Origin of the sequence: Stutzerimonas stutzeri, from assembly GCF_024448895.1 — a bacterium.
Lineage (GTDB): Bacteria > Pseudomonadota > Gammaproteobacteria > Pseudomonadales > Pseudomonadaceae > Stutzerimonas > Stutzerimonas stutzeri_Q.
Genome location: NZ_JAMOIC010000009.1, coordinates 93385 through 119945, shown reverse-complemented (window position 1 = coordinate 119945; position 26561 = coordinate 93385). Strand labels below are relative to the sequence as shown.

The 26561-nt window shown below is 60.4% G+C and carries 24 protein-coding genes; 10 read left to right on the top strand and 14 right to left on the bottom strand.

Annotated elements, in window-relative coordinates:
* Positions 1-142 precede the first annotated feature (142 nt).
* From folX to NA619_RS12970, 3 genes are all read right to left on the bottom strand, one after another.
* Entirely contained in the window at positions 143-514 is a 372-nt protein-coding gene (gene folX, locus NA619_RS12980; RefSeq protein WP_255962262.1) for a dihydroneopterin triphosphate 2'-epimerase, read from the bottom strand.
* Entirely contained in the window at positions 514-1071 is a 558-nt protein-coding gene (folE, locus tag NA619_RS12975) for a GTP cyclohydrolase I FolE (RefSeq protein ID WP_255962261.1), read from the bottom strand. Before folE ends, folX begins: the two co-directional genes overlap by 1 nt.
* A gap of 248 nt (positions 1072-1319) precedes the next feature.
* Positions 1320-1721 (bottom strand): thiol-disulfide oxidoreductase DCC family protein, encoded by a 402-nt coding sequence (locus NA619_RS12970; protein WP_255962260.1) that lies wholly within the window; start codon positions 1719-1721, stop codon positions 1320-1322.
* Between the two features lie 93 nt (positions 1722-1814).
* Between NA619_RS12970 and NA619_RS12965 the strand changes: the two genes are divergently transcribed.
* The 5 genes from NA619_RS12965 to nahK all read left to right on the top strand — a co-directional run bounded on the left by NA619_RS12965 (position 1815) and on the right by nahK (position 11165).
* Positions 1815-2774, top strand: coding sequence for a MerR family transcriptional regulator (locus NA619_RS12965; RefSeq protein WP_255962259.1), 960 nt, complete (start codon positions 1815-1817; stop codon positions 2772-2774).
* Between the two features lie 104 nt (positions 2775-2878).
* Positions 2879-5416 (top strand): pyrroloquinoline quinone biosynthesis protein PqqF, encoded by a 2538-nt coding sequence (pqqF, locus tag NA619_RS12960; protein ID WP_255962258.1) that lies wholly within the window; start codon positions 2879-2881, stop codon positions 5414-5416.
* 300 nt (positions 5417-5716) lie between these two features.
* On the top strand, positions 5717-6904 hold the full coding sequence (locus NA619_RS12955; RefSeq protein ID WP_423836831.1) for a porin: 1188 nt from the start codon (positions 5717-5719) through the stop codon (positions 6902-6904).
* 501 nt (positions 6905-7405) lie between these two features.
* Positions 7406-8599 carry a nitric oxide-sensing protein NosP gene (gene nosP / locus NA619_RS12950; RefSeq protein WP_272891761.1) on the top strand — a complete coding sequence of 398 codons (1194 nt, stop codon included), beginning with the start codon at positions 7406-7408 and terminating at the stop codon, positions 8597-8599.
* A complete protein-coding gene (nahK, locus tag NA619_RS12945) occupies positions 8529-11165 on the top strand; it encodes a hybrid sensor histidine kinase/response regulator NahK/ErcS' (protein WP_255962257.1) in 2637 nt (878 codons plus the stop codon). Before nosP ends, nahK begins: the two co-directional genes overlap by 71 nt.
* Before the next feature lie 665 nt (positions 11166-11830).
* Here nahK and NA619_RS12940 read toward each other — a convergent pair.
* The 6 genes from NA619_RS12940 to NA619_RS12915 form a co-directional block, all read right to left on the bottom strand.
* A complete protein-coding gene (locus NA619_RS12940; RefSeq protein ID WP_255962256.1) occupies positions 11831-12496 on the bottom strand; it encodes a response regulator transcription factor in 666 nt (221 codons plus the stop codon).
* A gap of 321 nt (positions 12497-12817) precedes the next feature.
* Positions 12818-13609, bottom strand: coding sequence for an ABC transporter permease (locus tag NA619_RS12935; protein ID WP_255962255.1), 792 nt, complete (start codon positions 13607-13609; stop codon positions 12818-12820).
* 61 nt (positions 13610-13670) lie between these two features.
* Entirely contained in the window at positions 13671-14399 is a 729-nt protein-coding gene (locus NA619_RS12930) for an ABC transporter ATP-binding protein (RefSeq protein ID WP_255962254.1), read from the bottom strand.
* A complete protein-coding gene (locus NA619_RS12925; RefSeq protein WP_255962253.1) occupies positions 14396-15367 on the bottom strand; it encodes a YVTN family beta-propeller repeat protein in 972 nt (323 codons plus the stop codon). The genes NA619_RS12930 and NA619_RS12925 overlap by 4 nt, the downstream gene beginning before the upstream one ends.
* Positions 15368-15391: 24 nt before the next feature.
* Positions 15392-15883 carry a tetratricopeptide repeat protein gene (locus NA619_RS12920; protein WP_255962252.1) on the bottom strand — a complete coding sequence of 164 codons (492 nt, stop codon included), beginning with the start codon at positions 15881-15883 and terminating at the stop codon, positions 15392-15394.
* Entirely contained in the window at positions 15880-17070 is a 1191-nt protein-coding gene (locus NA619_RS12915) for an ABC transporter substrate-binding protein (protein WP_255962251.1), read from the bottom strand. Before NA619_RS12915 ends, NA619_RS12920 begins: the two co-directional genes overlap by 4 nt.
* A gap of 153 nt (positions 17071-17223) precedes the next feature.
* Here NA619_RS12915 and NA619_RS12910 point away from each other — a divergent pair, with 153 nt between their 5' ends.
* Both NA619_RS12910 and NA619_RS12905 read left to right on the top strand, forming a co-directional pair.
* Entirely contained in the window at positions 17224-17661 is a 438-nt protein-coding gene (locus tag NA619_RS12910; RefSeq protein ID WP_255962250.1) for a copper-binding protein, read from the top strand.
* Positions 17662-17765: 104 nt separating this feature from the next.
* A complete protein-coding gene (locus NA619_RS12905; RefSeq protein ID WP_255962249.1) occupies positions 17766-18083 on the top strand; it encodes an EthD family reductase in 318 nt (105 codons plus the stop codon).
* Here NA619_RS12905 and NA619_RS12900 read toward each other — a convergent pair.
* Entirely contained in the window at positions 18080-19741 is a 1662-nt protein-coding gene (locus NA619_RS12900) for a histidine kinase N-terminal 7TM domain-containing diguanylate cyclase (RefSeq protein WP_255962248.1), read from the bottom strand. The two genes, NA619_RS12905 and NA619_RS12900, sit on opposite strands and share 4 nt — an antisense overlap.
* Positions 19742-19919: 178 nt before the next feature.
* Between NA619_RS12900 and NA619_RS12895 the strand changes: the two genes are divergently transcribed.
* On the top strand, positions 19920-20930 hold the full coding sequence (locus NA619_RS12895; RefSeq protein WP_255962247.1) for a potassium channel family protein: 1011 nt from the start codon (positions 19920-19922) through the stop codon (positions 20928-20930).
* Positions 20931-20993: 63 nt separating this feature from the next.
* On the opposite strand, the gene NA619_RS25050 is transcribed toward NA619_RS12895, so the two are convergent.
* The 4 genes from NA619_RS25050 to NA619_RS12870 form a co-directional block, all read right to left on the bottom strand.
* Positions 20994-22310 (bottom strand): methyl-accepting chemotaxis protein, encoded by a 1317-nt coding sequence (locus NA619_RS25050; protein WP_272891760.1) that lies wholly within the window; start codon positions 22308-22310, stop codon positions 20994-20996.
* A gap of 140 nt (positions 22311-22450) precedes the next feature.
* Positions 22451-22873 carry a VOC family protein gene (locus tag NA619_RS12880; RefSeq protein WP_255962246.1) on the bottom strand — a complete coding sequence of 141 codons (423 nt, stop codon included), beginning with the start codon at positions 22871-22873 and terminating at the stop codon, positions 22451-22453.
* Between the two features lie 30 nt (positions 22874-22903).
* A complete protein-coding gene (locus tag NA619_RS12875) occupies positions 22904-23443 on the bottom strand; it encodes a DUF421 domain-containing protein (protein ID WP_255962245.1) in 540 nt (179 codons plus the stop codon).
* A 93-nt stretch (positions 23444-23536) separates the two neighbouring features.
* On the bottom strand, positions 23537-24181 hold the full coding sequence (locus NA619_RS12870; RefSeq protein WP_255962244.1) for a 3'-5' exonuclease: 645 nt from the start codon (positions 24179-24181) through the stop codon (positions 23537-23539).
* A 263-nt stretch (positions 24182-24444) separates the two neighbouring features.
* Between NA619_RS12870 and NA619_RS12865 the strand changes: the two genes are divergently transcribed.
* Both NA619_RS12865 and pedF read left to right on the top strand, forming a co-directional pair.
* The gene (locus tag NA619_RS12865; RefSeq protein ID WP_255962243.1) at positions 24445-25794 is read left to right on the top strand and encodes a pectate lyase family protein; all 1350 of its coding nucleotides are present in this window, start codon (positions 24445-24447) and stop codon (positions 25792-25794) included.
* Positions 25795-26119: 325 nt separating this feature from the next.
* Positions 26120-26557, top strand: coding sequence for a cytochrome c-550 PedF (pedF, locus tag NA619_RS12860; protein WP_122166866.1), 438 nt, complete (start codon positions 26120-26122; stop codon positions 26555-26557).
* The last annotated feature ends 4 nt before the right edge of the window (positions 26558-26561 follow it).

Below are 26561 nucleotides of genomic sequence, written 5' to 3'. Positions count from 1 at the left end.
GACTGGCGGGCCGGCATCGACGGTGGCATATGAACCGCGCCGGCCCCGCCAGATCCGAACGCTCTACCGACCGACGCCATTAAGGGTGTTCAGATTCTTACGCGTCCGGGCTGAGATGGATGAGTTTGCTGCCAGCGGCTTATCAACGGCTACCGGCAAGCGTGATCGAAACCGATTCGGCGAATCGCAACGCGTGCGGCTTATCTACTTCCACTTCGGCGTACTCGACGCTGGGTCGACTCATTACCAGGTCGAGGATTTCCTGGGTCAGGCGCTCGAGCAGGCTGAAGCGGTTGTTCTCTACATGGGCGATCACGGCCTTGGTGATGGTCCGGTAGTTGAGCGCGGTATCAATGTCGTTATCCCGGACGGCATCCACCGCCTTGTAGAAAACAGTCAGGTTAATCAGCACGTCCTGCTTGTTGAGGATTTCGTCCTCGTTGATACCGATGTAGGTGCGCAGACGCAGGTCTTTCACACGTATGCGTGCCATACCGGGTTCCAGTCTGGGCATCAGCGATTGCCTCCGATCAGTTGCAGGAATTCCATTCGAGTGGTGCAGGATTCGCGGAACGCTCCCAGCATTACTGACGTGTTCATCAACGAGTTCTGCTTCTCCACACCGCGCATCATCATGCACATGTGCTTCGCCTCGATGACGACCGCGACTCCAGCTGCCTGAGTGACTTCCTGAATAGCCTCGGCAATCTGGCGGGTCAGATTTTCCTGGATCTGCAATCGGCGTGCGTACATATCGACGATACGCGCGACCTTGGACAGCCCAAGTACCTTGCCGGTTGGGATGTACGCGACATGCGCCTTGCCGATGAAGGGCAGCATGTGGTGTTCGCAGAGCGAATACAGCTCCACGTCACGGACAATGACCATTTCATCGTTCGTGGAGGTGAACAGCGCACCGTTCACGACTTCTTCCAAACTCTTGTCGTAGCCATTGCACAGATACTGCATGGCCTTGGCAGCACGTTTCGGGGTATCGAGCAGCCCTTCTCGCTGCGGGTCTTCGCCGACACCCAGGAGAATTTCGCGGAAATGGTTGGGCATATCGTTCATCAGGCGGTCCTTTGACAGCGTGTCAGTAGCCATGCGTGGAATTGGGCGGTCACTGCTGCAGAGCTGCATGCTAGCTTCCTACCGGTGATGGCAAAGCTATACCAGATGATTTTTTTGTACAAGAAATAAAGACGCCTAGCGTCCGGTAACTGGCGATTGAACGCCCAATATCGCGCACGAATTTGCATCAGACATGCGCCAGAAGATCTCGCCTGCCGAGCTGTTGTAGAGCTTTTCAGTAACGCGGCTCAGGAATCGAGGTCGCACCGCTCGGCACAGCGCTTCGATCCTTCTGGATGGGGCAACCAGCCAAGGTGAGGGCGTGCGAGGCTGAACAGCCAATAGGTCAGCAGGAGAAACGGTCGAAGCGGGCGCCAGCCCAGCGGCGCTGCCCAGCGGCCTCGTCCTGCTGCGCGCCAGCTCCAGTAGGTAGCATCGATACCCGTCAGCCACTCGCCGTCTGCAGTGCGCGCGTGTAGTTTTTCCCTGAGCTGGTCGCTTGATCGGCCATCGCAAACTAAGCCGGGCGCGCTTACGTCTGCCAACACCAGTTGGTCGGCAGTGGCATGGCGTCGCAGCCAGATGATCTCACGTGCGCAGAGGGGGCACGCGCCATCGACATAGAGCGTAAGCGGCAATTTCGGATGCATCGCACAGCCCTCGATTTGTATAGCTCTTGTATAGCCTATGCCTGCAGGCCCTGAGTTACAATGCCGCCTTCCTTTGCATGAGCTGCCTGCGTCATGACCGAATCCGCCCGTGCTGCTGCCACGCTGCTTTCTTCCGAACCGCTCAAGCGTGAGGAGCTTTTCCCAATTCGAGAGGTGTCGCGCCTGACCGGTGTCAATCCGGTGACCTTGCGCGCATGGGAGAGGCGGTATGGGTTGATTCAGCCCACCCGCACGGAGAGTGGGCACCGCCTTTATTCCATGGCCGACGTCGAGTCGGTGCGCAGCATCCTGGCGTGGACGGAACGTGGTGTTGCGGTCAGCAAAGTGGGCAGCATCCTCTCCCGCAGCGCGGCAACCAGAGCGTCAGCGCTACCGGAGCAGCAGGAAGCGGTGGCGGGTGAGTGGGGTGAATGGCAGGTGCAGGTTCAGCGCGCGGTGAGCAGCTTCGACGAGAACCGCCTCGATCAGGTGTACGGACAGATCTTCTCGACTTATCCACTTCCGGTGGTTTTCCAGGATGTCCTGTTGCCGCTATGGCAGCAGTTGCTGCTGCGCCAGGACGAATTCGGCCAGACCAGCGAATGGTTATTCCTCGACAGCTTTCTGCGTGCCCGCGTACTGCAGCGCCTGCAACTCGGCCGCTCACAGGCAGAAGGCCGTGTGCTGCTCGCCGCGGTTCCGGGCCAGTGCCGGGAGCTCGAACTGATGATCGCGGGGTTGCTGCTGTCCAGCGAGCAGGTCGCGGTGAACGTGTTATCCATCGGTCAGCCACTCGATGAGTTGACGCTGGTGTGCCAGAAGGTGCGGCCTCGGGCACTGGTGCTGTATTCCAACGTCCCGCCCAATGCTGCGCTGCTTAAACAGCTGGCCAAATTGGCCCTGAGCCTCGACTGCCCCCTGGCCATGGCGGGCGAAGCGGCCGAGTTTTCTCAGGAAGGGCTTAGGGGATCACCCATCGCCTGCCTGGGTAACGCCGGCAAGCTGATGCAGCGTCGTATGCTGCAGTTCCTCGACGGGCATCTGGACACCTAGCAAACTCGCTTGCCGAGCGCAGCTCAGGGTTGGATGCTGAAAGGGCATTGCGATCACGCAGTGGCGACGCGATGCTTCCAGATCCACAGACGGAACGCACATCAATGCCCTCGCCAGCCGACCCCGCTCAGCGCCCAGCCCAGCTGATCCTCACCAATGGATTGCGGGTGCGACTGCTACCGCTAACGGCCAGCTCGCAATCGGCAGCGCTGATCCGCGTGCATGCGGGCTCGCATGATGCGCCGACAGCCTACCCAGGTCTGGCCCACTTTCTCGAACATCTGCTGTTTCTGGGTAGCCGGGACTATCACGCTGCGCAAAGTCTGATGCCGTTTGTGCAGGGTTGCGGGGGCCAGCTGAATGCCTCGACGCGTGAGCGACATACCGACTTCTTCTTCCAACTGCCCGCCAGCCATTTTCGGGAAGCGATGCTCCGGCTGCTGGACATGCTTGCCAATCCTCTGCTCGACCCAGACGCTCAGCTACGTGAGCGCGAGGTGCTGGATGCGGAATTCCAGGCGCGCGCCCAGGATGCCGAAACGCTTTGTGATGCCGCGCTCGGCTTCGGAATCGAGGCGTCACATCCCTTCAGCGGTTTCCACGCTGGCAACCGCGATACCTTGCCGGTCGAGGATCCAGCATTCCAGCAGGCGCTGACGGGCTATCACCGACGCTTCTATCAGGCCAGTGAGATCGAGCTATTACTGGCCGGGCCTCAGACGGCCGAGCAATTGCTGCAATTGGCAGAACGGGCTGATGCAACGCTTTCATCAGGCAGCAGCTTTTCGCAGCGCGTCTTACCGCTGCGTCGCAGCAGTAATCAGTGGCTTCGGTTGCAGCTCGACAATGCACAACCGCGGCTGTTGCTGGCGTTCGTTCTTGACGGTCTATCGGGCCACTCGGCGCTTGCTCTGGATTATCTGGGCCTTTGGCTCGCATCCGAAGCACATGGGGGGCTCGCTCAGCGGCTGCGCGAGACTGGGTTGTGTCGCTCGGTCAAGCTGCGCATGCCCTACTGGCATGAGGGGCAGGGCGTCGCGGTGATCGAACTGTTGCCGACAGAGGAGGGGCTGAGCAGACGAGCCACCCTCGTCGATGCGGTTCTCGACTGGCTTCGCTTCTTCTCCTCGGAAGCACACTGGGTGCCGTGCTTCGATGAGTATCGACGCGTCTGTCTCCGCAGCCTGCAGGGTGCCGAGCCGTTAGCGCAGCTGCGGCACTGGGTAGAGCCACTCGCCTGGAGCACTAGCAGCGATAAGGCGGCGATTCGGCAAGCCTTTGTGGCACTCATGGCCGGGATGCTTGACTCTGCTCCTCTGGTCCTCACGGCAGACGGAATTGATCTGGACCCCGTCGACACCAGCGGCTTTTCCCTGCGGCTGGGGGTCGAATCTCCGCAGCAGTCGAGCCCGGTCGATTGGGCGTGGCAGAGGCCGGCGCGTAATCCGTGGTTAAACCTGGACGTCCAGCGCCACGAGGCGCGCGATTTCCCGACTGCATTGCGCTGGAGCGGGCCGCAAGACAAAAGCGGGCAGGGCGCACTGTTCCTGAAATGGCAATTCACCGATGGCCAACCGCCAACGGGTCTGTGGCATGCGCTTTCCCAGACTCTCCAACCAAGCATCTGGGCGGCGCGGCAGGCTGGTGTGTCGCTGCGATTCGAAGACTTTGGCAGCGCTTGGGTGCTACGTCTGGAAGGCTATGCCGAGGCCGTACCGTCCATTCTCGACGAGATCATTGGGCTCTTCACTGCACCACCTGCCCGAGCAATCGTTGAGGGCAGGCGTCACGCCGACAAACAGGCCTCGCTGCGGGGTGACGAAATGCTGCTCAGGCAACTGCTCGATCGCCTGCCACGGCTGCTTGCGCTAGGCCCGGCGAATGCGGGAACGGTCTCGTACGATGACGCTGCCGAGCTGATCCGAATCTGGCAAAGCGCCCGATGGCAAGCAATGGCTGTCGGCTTCGCCAAAGACATGAGCGGGCCGCTCGTCAACGCCCTCAAAATCTTGCCAGGTGAACCGGCGCCATCGGCAGTCGCCGGCACCGTGTTCAGGGCGCATAAGCTTTGGCATTCGATTGGCGTTGAGCAATTCACGAACGAGACGGCTTTTCTGCTGTTCTGCCCACTGCCGGATCCAACGCCGGAGTGCGAAGCCGCATGGCGGGTATTGGCACAGCTGATCGAAGGGCCGTTCTTTCGCCGGCTGCGCAGTGAGTTGCAGTTGGGGTACGCAGTCTTCAGCCGCTTCAGTCAGTTCGGCAGCTACGCCGGCATCGTCTTCGGGGTGCAGTCACCTACCGCGTCTGCTGCGCAGATTCTCGAACATGTCGATGCCTTCCTTTCGACGTTCTCCGAGGCACTGTCCCATCAGCCGGGCGAGGTGTCGGAGCAAGCCGCGCGTGAAGCGAGTGAAAGGCATGTTGCCGACAGCGAACTTCGCGCCCGAGCCGGCCAGGCCTGGCAAGGCTTCCTGTCAGGGCTTGAAATCGACCACCCGACGCAAGTCGCCGCCGCCATGCGCGTCCTCAGCCCGAACGATCTGATCGCCGCGCTGGATGAATTGCGCAGTGCTGCCGGTGGCTGGGTAGCGGTGGCGAACGCTCGCGCGCCGGACGCGAGCTGGTCCGTCGCCCCTTGAGCGCCTGATACCGCGCCTTTCGTTGCTGGCTCAACTAAAACCTCACCCACCACATGGCTGCGGACCTGCCGAATCCACGACGTTACGCCAGCGCGTCGTGATGGCGGCCTACCTAAGCGCAACGGCGTAATACCTAAGCGCTAGTTCGCTCGGAACGGTGACACTGGTCCGGGTAAGCAAGCCAGGCGCCAAGGCCAAAGTAGTAGCCAGTCGCCGCTATCGCAGCGTATGTGCCTGCAGCCGCGCTTTCGATAATCCGCCTCGACACGACTGCCCGTCGTCACATCAGCGGAGAGCGCCATGCAGAACAACAAGAAAACGGTTACCACTCTATTGCCAATGGCCCTGGCCAGCGCGATTGCCATGAGCCTCAGCCAGTCGGCGGTCGCCGAGATAAAGCTGTACGACAAGGACGACACCACGTTCTCGGTCGACGGTTATTTCAATACCTTTTACGTCAGCAGCGATGTCGATCGAGCCGGTGAGCAGTTCGACCGCGACCAGTCGCGGGTGAAAATGGGCTTTCTACCCAACTACATCGGGTTCAACTTTGGCAAACAGCTCGATGAGCTGAAGATCGGAGGTCGCTCCTCGTTCTGGGTCTCGATCAACGACAGCGACACCAATGGCACCGAGACCGGCATCGACGTTCGCCAGTTCTACGGCACAGCAGCCAACGACCAGTGGGGTGAAGTGCTTTTCGGTAAGGATTTCGGCCTGTTCGGTCGGTCGAACATCTTTCTCGACGAGATGCTCGCCGGTTACGGTCAGGTCAGCGACACCCTTGGGCTGGTCGATTTTGGCGGCGTTTCGTTCGGCAACATCGGTACGGGCTACCCATACCCGTTCCCGACTTCGCAGATAACCTATCGCTCGCCTGTCATGAGCGGCCTGCGTATCGCTGCCGGCATCATGGATCCGGTCGATACGACAGACGATGCGAGCAGCGCGCTGGACGAGGCCTATCAGGACAGCCCGCGCTTCGAAACGGAGATCACTTACCAGTTCGATCTTGCGGGCGCCCAGATCTATTCCTGGGTCAACGGCATGCAACAGACCTCCAAGAACACCGACAGCACGGTCGAGGAAATCGATTCGAAGGGCATTGGTTACGGCGTGCAGGCCAAGATGGGCGCTTTCTCTGTTACGGCGTCGGGCTTCCAGGCCGAAGGTATCAACCCGTTCTATACCAACAACGCCGGCGAAGCGCAGTTGCGTGACGTAGACAGCGACGGCTATCTGCTGCAGGGCTCCTACAGCTTCGGCAAGAATCGCATCGCACTTTCAACAGGCAAGACCAAGGATGACGGCAACGGGCTGGGCACAGCCGCCGATTACGAAACCCGAGGCATCGCGTATTTCCGCACCATCAACGACAACCTGAAGCTGGTTGCCGAGGTGAATCAGTTCGAGTTGACCGGCCGGGATACCGACGCCATCGACGAAGACACACGAACCTACGCCATCGGCGCCGCGCTGAGCTTCTAAGCCAACCCGCGACACAGACGGACGCCTCGAAGGCGTCCGTTTTTTTTGCGTAGAACGCATCCAATCGCGGCTGACGCTGCATCGTTCGGGCGAACAAGTTCGCCCCTACATGAGCTGCACGGCTCCGACCGCCGGCGAAAGTCCATGGCGTCACTGTAGAAGCGAATTTATTCGCCCGCTTGGTCATCCATCCGTCCTGGGTTTCGGACGGAGCTGTGCCCCACCATTAAAAACGATCCAGCCTCCCGCTCTTCATCACTTTGTGATCTCGGCAGGCCGCTGCCAGTCCTCAAGCACGGCTCCGACCGCCAGCGAAAGTCCACGGCGTCACCGTAGGGGCGAATTTATTCGCCCGCTTGGTCATCCAGCCGCCCTGGCTTTCGGACGGAGCTGGGCCTACCAATATCAGCGATCCAGCTCCCGCTCTTCATCACTTTGCGACCTTGGCAGGCCGCAGCCGGTACTGAAGTAGCATTTTCGTACCCAATGGCCTGACCAAGAATGGGGTCATACGATAACGGTGTGCGGGGTTGGGGCGTGGAGCATGAATCGGTAGTACGCACAGCGATGTCCGAAGCCCGTGATGCCGAGACGGTAGCCCAGGACCTCGCGCGCCAGCTTATCCATCCGCATCTGGGTTTCGTGTTGTTTTTCTGCTCGGCCGAGTACGACCTGCCAGCCCTCGGCGATGCGCTGCATCAGTATTTCGGCGGCGTGCGTATGGTCGGTTGCACGTCAGCCGGTGAGATCACCTCCCAAGGCTACGGCCGCAGCTGCGTGACGGCCGTAGGCTTCGATCACCGCAGCTTTTCCATTGCCTGCGAGCTGATCGACGAGATGGATCGTTTCAGCCTCATCGATGCGCAGCAACTGGTCGAGCGACTGGGCAGCGATTGCCGCAGCAATTCCCTGGCACCGATCAAGGACCACAGCTTCGCGCTGACGCTGCTTGACGGCTTGTCCAGTCGAGAAGAGGTGGTGCTGTCCGCGCTCAGCGCGGCGTTCGGCAGCATCCCGCATTTTGGCGGTTCGGCTGGGGACGACAATCACCTGACCGATACCCACGTGTACTACGACGGCAAATTCCACAGCGGGGCGGCCATCGTCGTGCTGATCAACACCTGGCTGGATTTCGAGGTGTTCACCACGCACCACATCTTGCCGCGCAGCGAAAAGCTGGTTGTGACCCGCGTCGACAGCCATGCCCGGCGTGTTTATGAACTCAACGCCGAGCCGGCGGCTGAGGAGTACGCCCGGCTGATCGGCGTCGAGGTGAGCGATCTCGATCATCTGCTCTTCGCCGCACACCCCTTGGCGGTGCGCATCAACGAGCACTACTACGTGCGCTCGATCCAGAAGGTCAATGACGATCTCAGCCTGACCTTCTACTGCGCCGTGGAGAACGGCATCGTTCTCACCGCGATGCGCCCCGGCCCGCTGATGCCCAATCTCGAAGCCCTGTTCGAGCGCCTCGAGCAGCGACTGGGATCGCCATTGCTGACCATTGGCTGTGATTGCTTTCTGCGGCGGCTGGAAATCGACGGCCACGGCTCGGCCGACGACGTTTCCGCCTTTCTTCAACGCCAGCAGGTGATCGGCTTCAACACCTATGGAGAGCAGTTCAATGGCATGCACATCAACCAGACCTTCACTGGCGTCGCCATCGGCCGGCCGGGAGGGCGCGGTGCTCGCTGAACAGCTCGACAGACAAGCGGAGCTCGAACGCGAGAACCACAAGCTGCGGCGAATCAATGCTGCGCTGATCGAACGTATCGAATCCAGTGGAACCGGTCGCGATGCGTCCTACGCGGCCTTCCAGCACTCGGTGGAGCTGGCCGAGCAGGTTCGTGAGCGTACCGATGCGCTCAACCAGGCGATGGCCGAACTCAAAGCCAGTAACCGCTTGCTCAGCGACGCGCGCCTGCGGGCGGAAACGGCTCACCAGCATCTGGTGGACGCCATCGAAAGCATTTCCGACGCCTTCGTGCTGTTCGACAAGGATCAGCGCATCGTCCTGTTCAACAAGCGCTTCAAATCACTTTGGAGCCGTACCCGAGCGCGCATCAACAGCGGCACACGTCTGTCGGAGCTCAAGCGGCTGGCCGAAAGCAGCGGCCTGATTGCCGAAGAGCACCGTGGCAAGGCCAACGAGCCCACCGTTTACCGTCTGCACACTGGGCGCTGGGTTCAGGTCAGCGAGCGGCCGACCCGGGAGGGCGGCCTGGTGATGCTTTATACCGACATTACCGAGGTGAAGATCAGCGAGACCATGCGCCGTGAACAGGCTCTGGCACAGAAGTCCCGCCTGCTGCAACGTGCCGTGGACAACCTGTCCCAGGGCGTGGCCATGGTCAGCGCCGATGGCAGTCTGGAGTTGTGGAACGGCCGCTTCCTCGAACTCTGTGGTTTGGCGCCGATCGAGGCGCATCGTCCTTTCGAAGAGGTGATGGCCGATAGTGAATTGAAACTCCTCACGCCAAACACATTCGACGCCAACGGCCAGCCACTGGCCGAGATGGAACAGCACCTGTTCGATGGCCGCACGCTGGAGATCCGCACGCACCCGCTGCCTACCGGCGGCTTCGTTAATACCTTCACCGACATCACTGAGCGTTATCGTCACGCCGAAGCGCTTCGCGAAAGCGAGCGTTGGATTCGCCTGATCACCGACCACGTTCCGGCGTTGATCGCCTACGTTTCCGCGGACCTGACCTACGAATTCACCAACAAGGTGTATGAGGAATGGTACCGCTGGCCCAGCGACGGCATGCTCGGCCAGTCGCTGCGTGATATTCACAGCGGCGAACACTGGCGAGAGCTGGAGCCCTACATCGATCGCGCACTGTCCGGCGAGAGCGTCAGCTTCGAGATGGCCGAGCACAACCATTCCGGGCAACAGCGTTACATGCTGCGTTCCTATGTGCCGAATCGGCAGGCCGCCGGTGAAGTGGTGGGCATCTTCGTGCTGATCCAGGACATCACCGACCGCCGCCGCACCGCCGAAGCGCTCCATCAGGCCTACCAGAATCTCGAACAGCGGGTGCGCGAGCGCACGGCGGAATTGACCAGCCTCAACGACCAGCTGCTGTGCGAGATCGACGAGCGTGCCCATGCCGAAGCGCGGCTGCGCGAGGCCAAGCGTGAAGCCGAACTGGCCAACCTGTCGAAGACCAAGTTTCTCGCAGCGGTGAGCCACGACCTGCTGCAGCCGCTCAACGCCGCGCGGCTGTTCACCAGTGCGTTACTGGAACAGCCGACGGCGCCCAGCGGCGGGTTGATCCGCAATATCAGCAATTCACTGGAAGACGTGGAGAACCTGCTCGGAACGCTGGTCGACATCTCAAAGCTCGACGCCGGGGTCATCAAACCGGATATCGCGCCTTTCGCTGTCAGCGAATTGCTGGAAAACCTGGCGGTCGAGTTTCGTCAGCTGGCCGGCAGCGAACGGCTGCAACTGGACTTCATTCCCTGCTCAGCGCTGGTGCGCAGTGACATCCAACTGCTCGCGCGCATCCTGCGCAATCTGCTGACCAATGCCATCCGCTACACGCCCCATGGCCGCGTGATGCTGGGTTGTCGCCGCCGTCGCCAGAGTTTGTCGATCGAAGTTTGGGATACCGGCATTGGCATCCCGGAGGACAAGCTCGAAGAGATCTTTCACGAATTCAAACGCGGGGAGGGTGTGCGTCCGCAGCAGGATCGCGGGCTTGGGCTGGGGCTGGCGATCGTGGAAAAAATCGCGCGCATTCTCGGTCACCGTATCCAGGTCAAGTCCGTACCGGGCCGCGGCTCGAAGTTCGCCATCGAAGTGCCTCTGGCCAGACGCGCGCCCAAGGCTGCGGTCGAGCCCGCCACGACGGATCTTTTGCTCGAACGGCTCAAGGGTGCGCGCGTTTGGGTGATCGATAACGACACGGCCATCTGCGCGGGGATGCGCACGCTGCTCGAAGGCTGGGGTTGCCATGTCATCACCGCTTTATCAGAGCAGGATCTTGCCGGCCAGGTGGACAACTTCCATGCCGACGCTGACCTGATCATCGCCGACTACCACCTGGATAACGGCTGCAACGGCGTGGATGTGGTCGAGACCGTCAACGCGCGGCGAGCGAGCCCGCTGCCGGCACTGATGATCACTGCCAATTACAGCAACGAGCTCAAGCTGCAGGTGCGTGAGCTGGGCCATATGCTGATGCACAAGCCGGTTCGCCCGATGAAACTGAAGACCGCCATGTGCCACATGATGGAACAGGGCCATTCCTAGAGCGTCAGGCTTGATCCGCAAGCGCCCGGCGGCGCTGACGCCGTTGGCCAATCGCTAGGCGCGCGCCCCGTGATCGCCAGCAAGCTGGCTCCTACATGGGGTGGCGAAGGCCGTGGCGTATTGCGGGTGGACCTGCGTTTACGGCTTGGCGAATGTCACGCACACAGTAGACGGCGGGGCAGTGCAGTCTCGTAAAAGCCGCTGCTGCGCTGGATTCCGGTGATCGCCAGCAAGCTGGCTCCTACATAGGGTGGCGAAGGCCGTGGCGTATTGCGGGAGGTCCTGCGTTTGCGGCTTGGCGAATGTCACGCACACAGTAGACGGTAGGACAGTGCAGTCTCGTAGGAGCGAGCTTGCTCGCGATCCGCGGCTACGTTGAATTCCGGTGATCGCCAGCAAGCTGGCTCCTACATGGGGTGGCGAAGGCCGTGGCGTATTGCGGGGAGGCCCCGAGTTCGCGGCTAGGCGAGCGTAACGCACAAAGCGGACGGTAGAGCAGCGCAGTTTCGTAGGAGCGAGCTTGCTCGCGATCCGCTGCTGCGCTGGATTCCGGTGATCGCCAGCAAGCTGGGTCCTACGGGATGTGGCGTCGGCCGGTGATTGGGGTTCTGCAAGGGATCATTGTTTATCGCTGGAGGCGAGCATAGCTGCGTGGGTGTTGGTAATCACCTGCGCAGATACGCGGTGAAATCGATGTCGCCCGCCGAGAGGATGGCCTGCACCCGGTTGTGCACATTGAGCTTTCGCAGAATAGCCGATACATGGGCTTTGACGGTGGTTTCGGCGATGTCCAGGTTGTAGGCGATCTGTTTGTTGGATTCGCCCTTGGTCATACGTTCCAGCACCAATAGCTGCTTACGCGTCAGTGCCTGCAGCAGCTCCGGCGCGATGCTCTGTTCGTTGTGCTGGGAGCGGCGAGTGGTCGCTTTCTGGCTCCGAATGATGTCGGAGGGCAGGTAGACATTGCCATTGAGAATCTGCTCGATGGCCTCGGTCATCTGGGCGCGCGGCGAGGATTTGGTGATGAACCCGCAGGCGCCATAGGTGATGGCCTGCAGCACCACCTGCTTGTCCTGTTCGGCGGAGACGATCACCACGGGGATGGTTGGCGCTTCGTTGCGCAGATTGATCAGCCCGTTCAGCCCGTGCATGCCCGGCATGTTGAGGTCGAGCAGGACCAGATCCAGGTCGTCGTGTTCCAGCGTCATTGCCAGGGCGCTGTCGAGGTCGGCGGTTTCAAGTATCTCGCTGCCTGGGAAGCCGTCCTGGATGACGTTATGGATGGCTTCGCGAAATAGCGGGTGGTCATCAGCAATCAGAATCTTGTACATGGCCGGTCACCTCGTTGTTGTGATTATGGTGGGAGAGATCGGGATAAGCTGGGCCATCCGTTGCGTATCAAAGCCTTGCCTCTGCGTCTGCTGGGGCCATTCGGCACGGTTTACTCTTACGTCCCGAATGCTGCGCACGAACAGCGCTGGCAGTCACGCGCGGAAGGTGTTGATCGGCAAGCTGGGCTTGAATTCAACCACGCTGCAAGACGTGCATATCCGGCTTTTTTAGTACTTCCGTCTGCCACATTACAGAGCAATGCGAAGCTGTTTGGAATCCTACGTTGGACATGAAAACCAGTACCAAAGTAGTAGATTTGCTCAGGTCGCCCGTCGCAGCGCGGCGTGCTGCGGATTGAAGCTCAGCACGGCCAGCAGGCTGAACGCGAGCGTCAATCCGACGCAGACGGCCAACGACAACGGATCGAGGCGCTCGTAGAGCGCGTAGCGCACCAGCTCTACCGCGTAGGTGAAGGGGTTGATCGAACAGATCCAGTACAGCCATTCATTGGCCTCGCGCATTTTCCACAGCGGGTAGAGCGCCGACGAAAGAAAAAACATCGGGAAGATCACGAAATTCATCACGCCCGCGAAGTTCTCCAACTGGCGAATGCCGTTCGAGAGCAGCAATCCCAGCGCACTCAGCAACAAAGCTACCAGCAATAGCGCGGGGAGTGCGGTCAGCAGCCCGGCCGCAGGGGGTTGCACGCCGTAGAACCAGGCAATCACGAGAAAGGCATAGACCTGCAGCAGCGAGATAAGCGCGGTCGCGAGCAGCTTGCTTGCCAACAGAAAACTGCGCGGCAGCGGGCTGGTCAGCAGGACTCGCATGCTGCCCATCTCGCGGTCGTAGACCATCGACAGCGAGCCCTGCATGCCATTGAACAACAGGATCATGCACGCCAGGCCTGGGACGATGTAGGTCTCATAGGTGATGTAGGTTTCGTACGGCTCAATGATGGCGATGCCGAGCGCGGCGCGAAAACCGGCGGCGAACACCACCAGCCATAACAGCGGCCGCACCAGGGCGCTGAAGAATCGCGAGCGTTGCTGCACGAACCTCAGCCATTCGCGGGAGACGATTGCCCGCAGGCATTCCCAGTAAGCGCTCATGGCAGTGGCTCCTGATCTGAGAATGGAGCGAGGCAGGGCAAAATCGACGCGTAGAGACTCATCAGGCCGGCACCGCAGCGCGTGTGTATCGTGCAAATGTCTGCTGAAGACTGCCATCTGCGGCAGATAACGCATCGGCGCGACCCTGAGCGACTAGCACCCCTCGGTTGAGAATGAGCAAGTCGTCGTCGGGTTTGATCTCATCGAGTAGATGGGTCGTCCAGAGCACGCTCATGCCCTGGTCCTGACAGAGGGATCGCACATGATCGTTCAGTCCCTGACGGCTGGCGGGATCAAGCCCGGCGCTGGCTTCATCGAGCAGCAGCAGACTGGGCTTGTGCAGCAGCGCGCGGGCAATCTCCACACGCCGGCGATGGCCGCCATTGAGTTCGCGCACCTTGCTCTTGCGGCGGTCACTCAGTTGCTGGCGCTGCAACTCCAGCTCGATACGGTCATTGGCCACCTTGCGCGGCATGCCATGCAAAGCGGCGTGGTAGCGCAGGTTCTGCTCCACGCTGAGATCCAGATCCAGGGTGCTCTGCTGAAACACCACGCCAAGCCGACGCAATGCCTCGCGTGGTTGGCGGCGCAGACTGAAGCCCGTGACCTGGATGTCGCCCTGCTGCAGGTCGTACAGCCGCGTGAGCAATGCGATCAATGTTGATTTGCCTGCGCCGTTCGGGCCCAGCAAAGCGGTAAATCGCCCTTCCAGCGTGGTGAAACTCACGTCCTGCAACGCTTCACGCGGGCCATAACCGAAGTGGACCTGCTCGACCTGCAGCGCGCTCATGGCGCAACCACCACGCCCCAGGGATAACGGCCGACCTTTATCGACTTCATCACCTTGAGCGAGCCGACGTCGATTACTGAAACATCGCCGCTGACGCCATTGGTGGTCAGCAGCTGGCTCTCGTCGAGGTTGAACGCCATGTGCCAGACTCGACGCCCAACCAGCAGGTAATCGAGAACTTCGTAGCTTTGCGCATCGACCACGGCAATGTGGTTGGCCGGGCCGAGGGCGACGAAAGCGTATTTGCCGTCCGAACTGAGCTTGATGCCCACCGGCTGCACCTTGTCCGGGTGCACGCCCTTGATCTTGAAATTCAGGGTCTTGATGATCTGGCGCGTTTCCACATCGACGACGCTGACGGTGCCGCCGATTTCCGACGAGGCCCAGAGCAACTTGCTGTCCTTCGTGAATTCCACATGCCGGGGGCGCTGGTCGACCAGGGTGTTGTCCACCAGCTCGTTGGTGGCCGTGTCGATCCAGTGCAGCATGTTGGTGGTTTCACTGGTGTTCACGGCCCATTTGCCGTCCGGGCTGACGCCCATGCCTTCCGGTTCCACGCCGACATCGATCTGCGCAAGCACCTTTTCGTTATCGACATCCACCACGGTGACCAGTGCGTCGTCCTCGTTGGAGATGTATAGCCACTTGTTATTGGGATGCAGGGCGAACTGCTCGGGGTCAGCGCCGGATGGCAACTGTTTGATGATCTGTCGCGTCGCCAGATCCATGACCTGAACGGTGTCCGAGTCGCTGGCGCATATGTAGAGCAGCTTGTTGTCGCGAGAAAGCGTAAGCCCGCGCGGACGCTGGCCTACTTCCAGGGTCTCGACCGTTTCCAGTGTGGCCAGATCGATCACGCTGATGGTGTCGTCCTTTTCGTTGGAAACGTAGGCGGTGGCGGCAGAACTGGATGCGCTGGCGCAGACCAGCGTGAAGGCGATGGACGCAGCAAGGATCGTTCGGGTCATTGTGGGACTCTCTTGTTGTTGTAGTCAGTGGGCGTTTTGGTCAGGCGCCTGATTCATGCGCTCCAGGTATTCGTCTGCCTCGGTCTGGCCGCCTTCGGACGCTCGCTGCAGCCAGCGCCGAGCTGCCTGGCGATCCATCTTCACGCCGCGCCCTTCGGCTAAGGCCGTACCCCAGTGATAGCGCGCAAGGCTCACGTAGCTGGCGTCATCCGGTTGATTGGCGCCGCGCTCCATGAGGGCCGCAGCCTTGTCCGGGTCTACCGGTACGCCAGAGCCGGACTCGTACATCTGGGCCAGCCAGATCATCGAGTACACGTCATCCCAGCGCGCGATGCAGTCTTCGAATATCTGCTTGGCGGCGTCGAAGTTTCCGGTCTTGGCGGTGACGTATCCGTACATGCATTTGATTCGCTTCGGGCTGTCGATATAGGCGTCATAGCCCAGCTCACTGGCGCTCGCTGTTTGCGCCAGCCCGGCGAAGACAAGCGAGGAGGCACAGAGAAACAAGGCTTTCATAGGGTCGCCTCGCTTAGCCGACACCGGCTTTCGGGCCGATCGAAGCCCAACGTGTCCAATTCGCTGGTGGGGTGCAGAAAGCCATCCTGCGGCGAGTTGGTCACCAGGCCCCGGGGATGCACCAGCGCAACGGGCTGGCGTAACTGGCCATTCCAGGGGCGGAACGTGAGCTTGCGCCCCTTGAAGCCATCCACCGGCAAGGTCTCGCTCAGGAAAAGCTGGCGGATGGCTTGCGGGTCCGAGGCGCCAAGTTTGGTGATCGCCGTGGCAAGGCTGCGTACACCGATCCACGCAGCGAAGTCCCGGTCGTTCATCCAGCGACTGGCATGGGCTTCGAAGCGCTTCTGCAACTGCGCGGCGCCGTAGGTTTCGACCGTCTTATGCCAGCCGGTCGGCGTCAGCCCCTGGGTACCGACTACCGGACGCGGTAGCCAGGTGTGATAGGGCACGTATTCACCGAAATCGCCGCGCTCGTCAGCGACAACCACCACATCGTAATCATCCGCCTGGGTGAAGACCGGCATCTCCGCCTGGGCGCTGCGGCGCTGATCGTTATCGAACGACCAGGGTTTCTCTTCGACGATCCTGTGCCCGAAGCGCTTGGCGGCGCGCTTGAGGGCGGCGGCGTATGCCTTATCCTCCTCGGTCGGCCCGCTGATCAGCAGCCAGCGGTTCCAGCGACGTACCGCGAGAAATTGCCCCAGCGCGTCGGCCAGCATGCTGCGGCTGGGCAGGGTATGCAGGACGTTGGCCAGGCACGTGCTGGTCCTGAGTTCATCACTGGCGCTGCCGGCATTGATCAGCAGGCTGTCGGGCATCGCCTCGGCGAGCTCCTGCAAGGTGCTGGCCGGGGCGTTCACGATGAACAGTCGCAACCCTTCGGCGTGCAGCCGGCGAGCGTCCTCGATCAGCTGGTCGCTCGAATCGGCTGCATGACTCTGTAGTGCGTAACGATGCTTGAGAAAGCGGCCTGTGGAGTTGCTGTCGGTAATCGCCAGCTCGGCGCCTCGCAGGCCGGTGTCTTCGGGTTCCGGGATGACGTTGGAGAGCAGGGGGCCTGTGTCCGGCCGAAAGCCGAGATAGCCGATCTTCACGTCCAGCACCGGATCAGTTGATGCGGCGTTCGCCAAAGCCGTGAAGCAGGCAAGGGCGAGCAGGCAACCGGCTCTCAGGTAAGGACGGGACATGGGCGACTCCTATGGCGTTGCGGCCAGCATAGGAACCCTGTCGCTGCGGCGAAATATGCAGAAAGTACCAGGCACTGTGTACCAAGGTAGTAATTCGGCCACGATTGGCGGCCCCTAGCATGAGGTCGTCCATAACAAGAACGAGTGAATGCCATGCCTCCCTTCAAAGCACTGACCCTCAACCTGTTGTTGCTCGGCAGCCTGATTGGCTTCGATCAGGTGTTCGCCGCTGGCGACCTGACCCTGCGCACCCAGTCGTTGCCTGACCTCAAATTCGGATCCGAAGAGACGGACTACGCGGTCTCGCAAAAAGAGTACGAACTGGAAACCGGCGTTGCCTATCAGCTCAAGATCGTCACCGACGGGCAGAAGGAATGCGCGTTTCAGGCTCCGGAGTTTGCACGTTCGATCTTCCTGCGCAAGGTCGAGGCCGGTGGCGTGGAGATCAAGGCAATCACCCTGGTCGAACTGGAATTCGAAGAGGCGGGCGAAGCGGAGATCTTTTTCCTGCCGATCAAGCCGGGTCGTTACCCGTTCTACTGCAACGGGCTGCAGAACAAGGGAATGGAAGGCACGTTCGTTGTCAGGTAGAGCCGATGAAGGCGACCGAACGGGCAGGCTGCGTGCTACCGTTCGGTGCTGGAGCTTTCAGCTCCGGGCAGGTCGCCTAACCAGTTCACAAGGACCCAAGACGCATGATCAAAGTCAGCGTGATGTACCCCAACACACCCGGCGCGCGGTTCGATCACGACTACTATCGCGACAAGCATCTGCCGTTGCTCAAGGCTCGCATGGGCGATGCCTGCCTGTATTACACGATCGACAAGGCAATATCGGGCGGCGCGCCTGATACCCCAGCACCCTATATCGCGATGTGCCACATCTTCTGTGAGTCACTGGAGGCGTTTCAGGCCGGCATTGCACCCCATGCAGAGGAGATCGTTGCCGATATCGCCAATTACACCGATCTGAGCCCAGTGAGGCAGATCAGTGAGGTAGTGGTGGGTCACTAAGCCTGAGGTTCGCCCTCAAGGCAGAGAGCAACACGATTTCGGCCGTGACGCTTGGCTCGGTAGAGCTGAGCGTCTGCCTGTTGCATCAACCCGTCCAGGTCAGTGGCATGGCACGGATAAAGCGCCAGCCCGACCGACATGGTCAACCTCAATGGGCCGGCGCGGGTCTGGATGTCCAGTTCGGCGAACTGGCTACACAGGTGCTGTAGTTTTTCCAGCGCTTCGGGGCCACGGGTGCGAGGCAGAACCAGAAGAAACTCCTCGCCGCCAATCCGGAATACCGCATCGGTAGTACGCAAACCTTCCAGCAGAAACGCGGCGACACCTTTGAGCGCGTCGTCACCGGCACCGTGGCCGTGGGTATCATTCAGCTGTTTGAAGTGGTCAAGATCAAGCATCGCCAGGGAGATGGGTGCTGCATCACGCTGAGCCCGGGCCAGCTCCAACGTAAAAAACTCATCCAGATAACGCCGATTGAACAGACCCGTGAGTGGATCGCGGAGGGCCTGGCTCTGTAGGGTATCGAGCAGGGCAGAGATGGTTTCCAGCTGTTGCTTGCTTAACGCCAGCGACTCGGCAAGTTGCCGCTGGCTGTGCTGGTACTCGGTCACATCGCGAAGGTAGAGCATCTGCCCAAGTACCCGCGTGCCGTCGGTTTCGGCCTTTGATATTTCACGCACGCGGACCTCGAAATGCTGCCCGCGCGCCTCGAGATTCAGCGCATGGGACGCTTCTGCAAGCGTGTCGTGCCGCAACAGGGTGTCCAGCGCTTCGCCAACGACCGGCCAGCTGGCCAGTGTGCGGCCTTGCCAGCTGCGATCCAGCTTTGCCAGCCGCAGCGCTGCGGGGTTCGCTTCGATCACGCGGCGTTGTGGATCGACCACCAGCACCGGATCGATCAGCGCATCGAGCAGCAGATGACGTGCGACGGGCAGCAAATCGAATAGCCGCATACCGGTGATCAGCCAGCCGAAACCCGCCAACGTGATCGCAAAGCTGAACGGCGTCGGGTCGAAGCCGAACAGCATCCAGTCGAAGGCGATGTAACCGATGTTGGCGATCCAGGGGACAGTCGTCAGGATCAGAAAGATCAGATATTGCCGGCGATGGACGCCCTTGCTGGCCATCGAAGCGCGCAGCGTGATGCCGATACAGAACAGCATGAAGGGGTAGCCGTAAGCCGCTGCAAGGTAGAACAGCCATTGATGCTCATAAGCAATGGGCGCACCGACTTCTGCTGTCATCGGCGCGCTGCCCGGCCCGTAGAACTGCCAGTGCCAGGGATTGGTCATCGCCAGCAGCCAGAATAGGGCCGGTATCGCTAGCAGGCCCACAATCGTGAGGCGCTTGATCGGCGTGTGGATGCTGTTGATGTACTGCCAGAGAAAGATTGCCCAGAACGTCGGCACTGCCAGGATCGCGGGCCACGCCATGCCAGCCCAGAACATCTTGCAGTCCTGCTGGTAGAAGCTCATTTCAAGCGCTGCTGCGGCAAGCCACCAGAGGATGGCGAGGTGCATCAGCTTGAATGCACCACTGCCGGCGAAACGTCGGCGCAGCCCGATCCAGCGCGCCAGCACCGTCACACCCAGACCAACCAGCAGCGTCAGTAGAACCGGCGCTGAGAAACTCCAACCTGAACCTGCACAGGCGAACATCGGGGCCATCCTTTGGCGAATCGATAGGCAGCGGGTGCGCAAAATTTGAACAGCGACGATACCTGAATGTGAACCGGTTCGCATCACCGTAACGGCTGACTCAAGCGCTTATCTGAACTTCATGGGGCCGGTCCGCTTCATAACTGATGAACGTTCAGATAGAGGTGAAGCGGGTCGTATGGCATTTCTGATTCTGGGGATCGTGCTCTTCCTGGCAACGGTGCTCGATGTAACCAAGACAACGCTGTCGACTCGCGGCGGGGGCACGTTGACCAATGGGATGTCACGCCTGGTGTGGCGCTGCTTCTTTCAGGCAGCTGGCCGGCGAGGGGAGTCGAAGCTGCTTGAGTATGCAGGGCAGTGCGTGTTGGTCTCTGTCTTGCTGCTCTGGATTGGCTGCCTGTGGCTAAGCCTGTTTCTGATGTTTGCCTCCCATCCAGGCTCAGTGCAGGACGGGACGACCAAAGTTGCTGCCGATCTTTGGGAGACGTTCTATTACTCAGGATTCACGCTTTCGACACTGGGTGTTGGCGACTACTCGGCGGCTGGGGATGGCTGGCGAGTACTGACCAGCGCCGCGGCTTTTTGCGGGCTTACGCTGATCACCGCGGCGATCACCTACATCGTTCCGGTACTGTCGGCAGTCAGCCTGCAAAATCAGCTCAGCCTGTTAATCAGCAGCATGGGGCGCACGCCGCAAGAGATTCTCGTCAACAGCTGGAACGGTTCGGACTTTTCCTCCTTCTATGACAGCGCCACCGACATCAGGCAAATGCTCGTGGAACACACCCTCAATCATCACGCCTATCCCGTGATCCGCTGCTTTCACAACAGCCGGGCGGAGAAGAACATCGTCCCGGCCATCGCTAATCTCGCCGAAGTCTTGCGTCTGCTCGACTGCGTGGGGTCCGAGGTGCCGCAGGACCGCCTCAAGCGCCGCATGCTCGGAGACGCGCTGGATCAGCACCTCGAGATGCAGCGCTCCAATTATCTAGGAGTGATCACGTCGGCCCCCGAGCCTGTAGAGCCAGACATGACGTCCGTTACCGATGCCGGCATACCGCTTGATAGGGCCGCTGAGCGCCAGAGCAGGGCGGACGAACGACACGCGGTGCTGGATGCGCTGCTGGGCTCAGACGGCTGGCAATGGCCGCATGTCTATGGTCATCCGGCTAAGCGATCAGGCTGACCGCTCATAACGACCCGACAACCAATCTGCGCAGAGAGCCACAGCACCCGCTTGCGCTAATACCTACTGCTTCAGCTGACTGGTGAACTGACCCACGGCACTGACGACACGCTTCGCACCGTCCTGAATCTCGACGATCACGGCGCCCGCCTGATTGGCAAAATCCAACCCAAGCTCGGCCTGGCTGCGGCTGGTCGTCATGCTCTGGACGGCGGCCTGAGCGAGGTCCTGGTTCTTTCCAACCACGCCGACGATTTCTCCAGCAGCCTTGCTAGTACGTGCGGCAAGCTGGCGAACTTCGTCTGCAACTACGGCAAAGCCTCGTCCCTGGTCGCCCGCTCGTGCGGCTTCGATGGCGGCATTCAGCGCCAGCAGGTTCGTCTGATCGGCGATATCGCTGATGGTCTTAAGAATGGCGCTGATGAGCTGGGACTGTTTGTCCAGCGCCTCGATGCCGTCCGATGCGTCCTGCATCTGCAGAGCTATCTTGCGCATCACATCCACGGTCTGTTGCACGACAGCAGCACCCTGCTGGGCGCTCAGATCGGTCTGCTGGGAGGTGCTGAAGGCGATGGTGGCAGCCTCTGATACCGCCAGTTCGCGATTGACCTGATCGGTGATTACGGTCGCGAACTTGATGACTTTGTATAACTTGCCGTAAACGTCGTGTACCGGATTGTAGGACGCCTCCAGCCAAACCTCCCGACCATGGGCGTCGATACGCTTGAACCGGTCCACAACGAAATCGCCTCGATTCAAACGCGCCCAGAAGTCTCGGTATGCCGTCGTTTCTGTCTCCTCCCGCTCGCAGAACATCCGGTGGTGCTTGCCCTTGATCTGTTCCAGTCGATAGCCCATTCCATCGAGAAACGGCTGGTTCGCGGTGATGACGTGCCCGCTCAGGTCGAATTCGATGACCGCAGTAGAGCGCTTCAGCGCACTGATGATGCTGTCATGCTCGCGGGATGCGGCGATGGTGCGGGTGAGGTTATTGGCGCAGAGCGTGAAGTGACGCAACGACCCGTCGGCCGCTTTGATAGGCTGCCAGATCGAACGGAGCCACGCCTCATCACCACAGGCGGTACGCAGACGGAATGCGCCGCTCATGTGCTCGCCGCGTTGCATTGCGGTCTTGAGATTCGTGTAATTGGGCTCTCTCTTGAATTCATCGGTGAAGAAGCTATCGATCGGGCGACCGACGAGTTCGTCCAGGCGAAAACCCATCTCGCTGAGGAACAGCGGGTTGGCGTGTTGAACATGACCTTGCGGGTCAACTTCCAGCACCATCATTTCCCTATATAACGACTCCCTGATCTGCCGGTTCGTCGCGACTTCTTCGCGCAGCTCCGCCAGCTCCTGCTTTAGCTTCTTGTTGAACATGGTCCGTACCCGATGAATTGGTGAGCAATGCTTGCTCACCAAGCTTCTCGGCAGCGCTGGCGCTTTCTGCAAAGCCGTCTATCAGTACTTCCCAGAGCTGGAGCTGCAACGGGCGGGGCGTATGGGGGCCGTACGAAAAATCAGCCGGCTGGATTGGTATCGGTTGGCAGCGCATAAGGCTCGCCTGGAAATTCGATCAGGCAGAAGCCGTTGCCAAAAGGGTCGCTGAGGGTGACCAGTCTGCCCCAATCGAACGTACGCACAGGCGTCTCCGCTATCGCACCTGCCGACACGGCTTGGGCCAGCGCACTGTCGATATCAGCAACGACGAAGTCCGGATGAATAGGCGTCCAGTGCCGGTCGTAGGTACGCAGCGCGTCGTCCGACTTCACGGCTGGCTCGGGCGTCTCGCGTTCTATGAGATAGATCCTGCATCCGGCACCCAGCATTTCGGCGACGGACTCGTCGAACAGGGTCCGCGCGTGGCGCAAACCAAGCGCGTTGCAGTAGAACGTGATCGCGCGCTGCAGATCGCTGACATCGACATTGAGCAGAATCTGCATACCAAGCACCTCGCTGGTTGAACCGTTGGGCTATAGCTGTACGTCGCGCGGTCCGGGCGTCGTCACACCGGACAGACTGGACCGGCTCTCACCGGAGCCTTTTTTGACAACGCTGAAACTGCCGTCCGTTTCCAAGATCACGGCGTCCACTTCATCCAGCGCCGAGAGGCCGCTGGAGCGAATCGCCGAGCGCACCTCATCCTCGGTCACCCGCGCAGCACGCATGGCACTTTTCAGCACTTGCCCTTGGTAGAACAACAGGGCGGGCTCGCCGGTCACCAATTTGCGAATCCAGCCGACCCGCACGCTCGACCAGGTCACCAGGTACTGCAGGCCAATCAACAGGGCGAGCGCCAGCGTGCCTTCGGCGAGCGAGACGTCGCGATTGAGCAATATGGTGGCAAAAGTCGAGCCGAGGGCAACCGTGACGATGAGGTCGAACGCATTCATTTTCGAGAGCGTCCGCCTGCCGGAAATACGCAGCAGCACGATGAGGTTGATATAGGCCAGTACACCGATGACCAGGGTTCTTACAAGTGTTGACCAGCCGCTGAAAAACATGCCTTCCACATCTATCTCCTAAGGGAACGTCTCTGAGGTAGACGCCGCTGGAAGCGATGCGTTGCACCATGTGCGCGATTGCCTATGTCGTAGAAACGGGCCTCAGGCGCTTTCCTGCTTCGCCGGCAAGATGCGGTCTGCCAGTGCCTGCTCGGCGTCATCGCCCAGTGCCAGAAATACCCTGAGCGCCGCATAGGCGTCATTCGCGGCATAGGCCCGTTGAGCGTCGGTAAGCGTGCGATTGGCCCAATTGGATGTCGATACGCTACGCGATTTGCTCACGCGTGCCTCAAGTACAGCTGCAACTGCCCCCCGCAGTCCGACCTGACCCTTCTTGCCTTGATAGCGCAGCGTGGTGCCGAGATCGATGAAGTGACGCAGTTCGATTCCCAGTCGAGTACGCAGTCGGCTGCGGTCGGAGCTCAACCCGAAGCCCACCTTCAGCACCCGATCTGATTCGAGTATTGCCTTGGCGGCTTCGATGCAGCCGTCCATCCCTACCTTGAACAGGTACGCCCGTTCCGGCGTTGCAAACTGAATGAGGTGAGGCCCTGTGGAGACCTCGCCAGCTCGGAAGGTGGGTTTTGATTCGGTATCAAATCCCAGATGCGGCCATGAAAGTATTTCCTGCTGCGCCTCTTGGAAGTCCGCCGGTGTCTCCGGGCTGACGATCTGATCAAGCGACAACCCATCAAAACGGGGCAGGGCATCGAGGTCAGCGACCTGAGGAATACGAATAAGGGGCATCAAAGAATTCCAGGGGATATGTCGAAACGGGCATTGGAGATAACCGCGAAACGGACGGGGCCGTTGCTCATCGCCGTATGAGCCTAGCGCACAGCGGAGGAGAACGCATTTCGTCGGAAATAGCCACTTTGTAAGGTATGACGTCATATCTCAATCTGGACGACAGCTGAATGCCGCCTAGACTGACGATCGGCTGATGGCGTGACCCCTTTGGTCAGTCCGGTCCAGTGAAGTATGACAACAATCAGAATAAGGATAAGAACATGCGGAATGTTGTGACACTCATGGCTATGTCGCTCGGCGTCGCACTGTCGCCAATTGCGGTTGCTGCATCAACGGTCGCCCATTCGGGCAAGATCCCTTTGGAACGACAGACGCTACCGGCTCGGGACGGCTTCGCTTCCATGGGCGCGGGCACTACCGGTGGTGCGTTCGCCACGCCTGCTCGGGTGTATGACGTCACCACACGTGCGCAGATGAAGGCCGCCTTCGACGAGGCCGGCGATCAGCCAAAGATCGTCCGGGTTCACGGCACGCTACTGGGGAATTCGGACGATTCGGGCAATCCGCTAAGCTGCGATGACTATGCGCGAGGTACCGGCTATACCCTCGAAAGCTACCTGGCCACTTACGACCCGGCAGTGTGGGGTTGGGACACCGAGCCGTCAGGCGGCCCGGAAAGCGCGCGCGTGCAGGCAGCCGAGAATCAACGGCAGACCATGCTGCTCCAAGTGCCCAGCAATACGACGATCATTGGCGCGAGCCCCGAAGCGAGCCTTATCGGCCTGTCGCTGAGAATCGACGGCGAACGCAACGTTATCGTCCGCAACCTGAACCATCTGGCCGTGAGCGACTGCTTTCCGCAGTGGGACCCAACCGATGGATCGGCCGGGAACTGGAACAGCGAATACGACATGGTCCAGATCATCAATGGCTCGTCGAATATCTGGATCGACCACAACTATTACAGTGACGAGCCTGACTTCGATGACCTCTCGCCGTCGTATTTCGGCCGGCCGTTCCAGCAGCACGACGGGTCGGTGGACATCACCTACGGATCGGACCTTGTCACCGTTTCATACAACCGCTTCGAGAACCGCGACAAGCTGATGCTGATCGGCTCCACCGATTCTCCGGCGGCGGGCGATCCGGGCAAGCTGCGGGTCACCATTCACCACAACGAATTCGTCAACGTCGGGCAGCGCGCACCCCGCCTGCGTTGGGGGCAGGCGGACGTCTACAACAACCATTTCGTCCGCAATGACGATGCCCGCGTTTCGTTTGGCTACGTGTTTGGCGTGGGCTACGACTCCCACATCTGGGCAGAGGCAAATGCCTTTACCTTCAGTCCATCGGTCAAGCAGGAACGGATCATCAAGCACTGGAAAGGGCAGGCGATCACGACCAAGGACAACGTCATCAATCGGCGCAAGGTCGACCTGCTTGCGGCCTACAACGCCCAGGCGCCGGCTGATCTGCAGCTGGTGACCGACACCTCGTGGCAGCCGACGCTGCGCACGCGGGTGCATCCTGCTCAGGCGATCCCGGGGCTGCTCAAGCGACGGGTTGGTCCCGTAATGACGCTTGGCAAACCCGGCAGTCGCCCTCACTGAAGAATCGCCCTATCCGATGGGCTCAACGCTGGGCCGGGGCTGCAAAAGCCTCGGCTCGGCTAGCCACGCGACACCCGGTATTTTGCGGCCCGCACCGCAGGGCAACGGAAGGCGCCCACCGACTCGACGGTCAAAACCTGTTGCCTTGGATGGCACCCGCATTCGCTTGCGGCCCGTTGGCGCGTCCATACGTGCCTACTACCAAGGGAGGAGACGCCGACCACCAAAGCAGGATTCTGCCGTCGCCACGCCACCGCCAAGATGACCAGCATGCGCTCCAGCTGGGGCTGCCTTGCTCAGGTAATCGAAATCAACGGTGGTGGTCATGAATAATAAAATTGCACTGCGCGCTTTCTTTGCTGCTGGACTGCTCGGGTTTGCCGGCCTGGCCCTGGCTCATGGCGACGTCACGCCCCAGAAGGTAGAAACCAAAGGCCTTTCGCCGCTGGGCGAAGAGTGGGTGGAAGAGAACCCGTATCGCGCACCCAGTGAAGACCATGACAAGGCCGTCGAAATCGGCGCCTCAGCCTATAACCAGAACTGCGCCCGCTGCCACGGGCTTGAAGCGATCTCCGGCGGTATTGCGCCCGATCTGCGTGAGCTGGAGGCCAGTTACGACGGTGACGAGTGGTACAGGGAGCGTGTAATCAACGGCGCGGTTCGCGACGGTGCCGTATACATGCCACGCATGGCCGACTACCTGAGCCAGGAAGCGCTCTGGGCAATCCGAACCTACATCGAAAGCGAAGCTGCCAAGCAGTGATTGC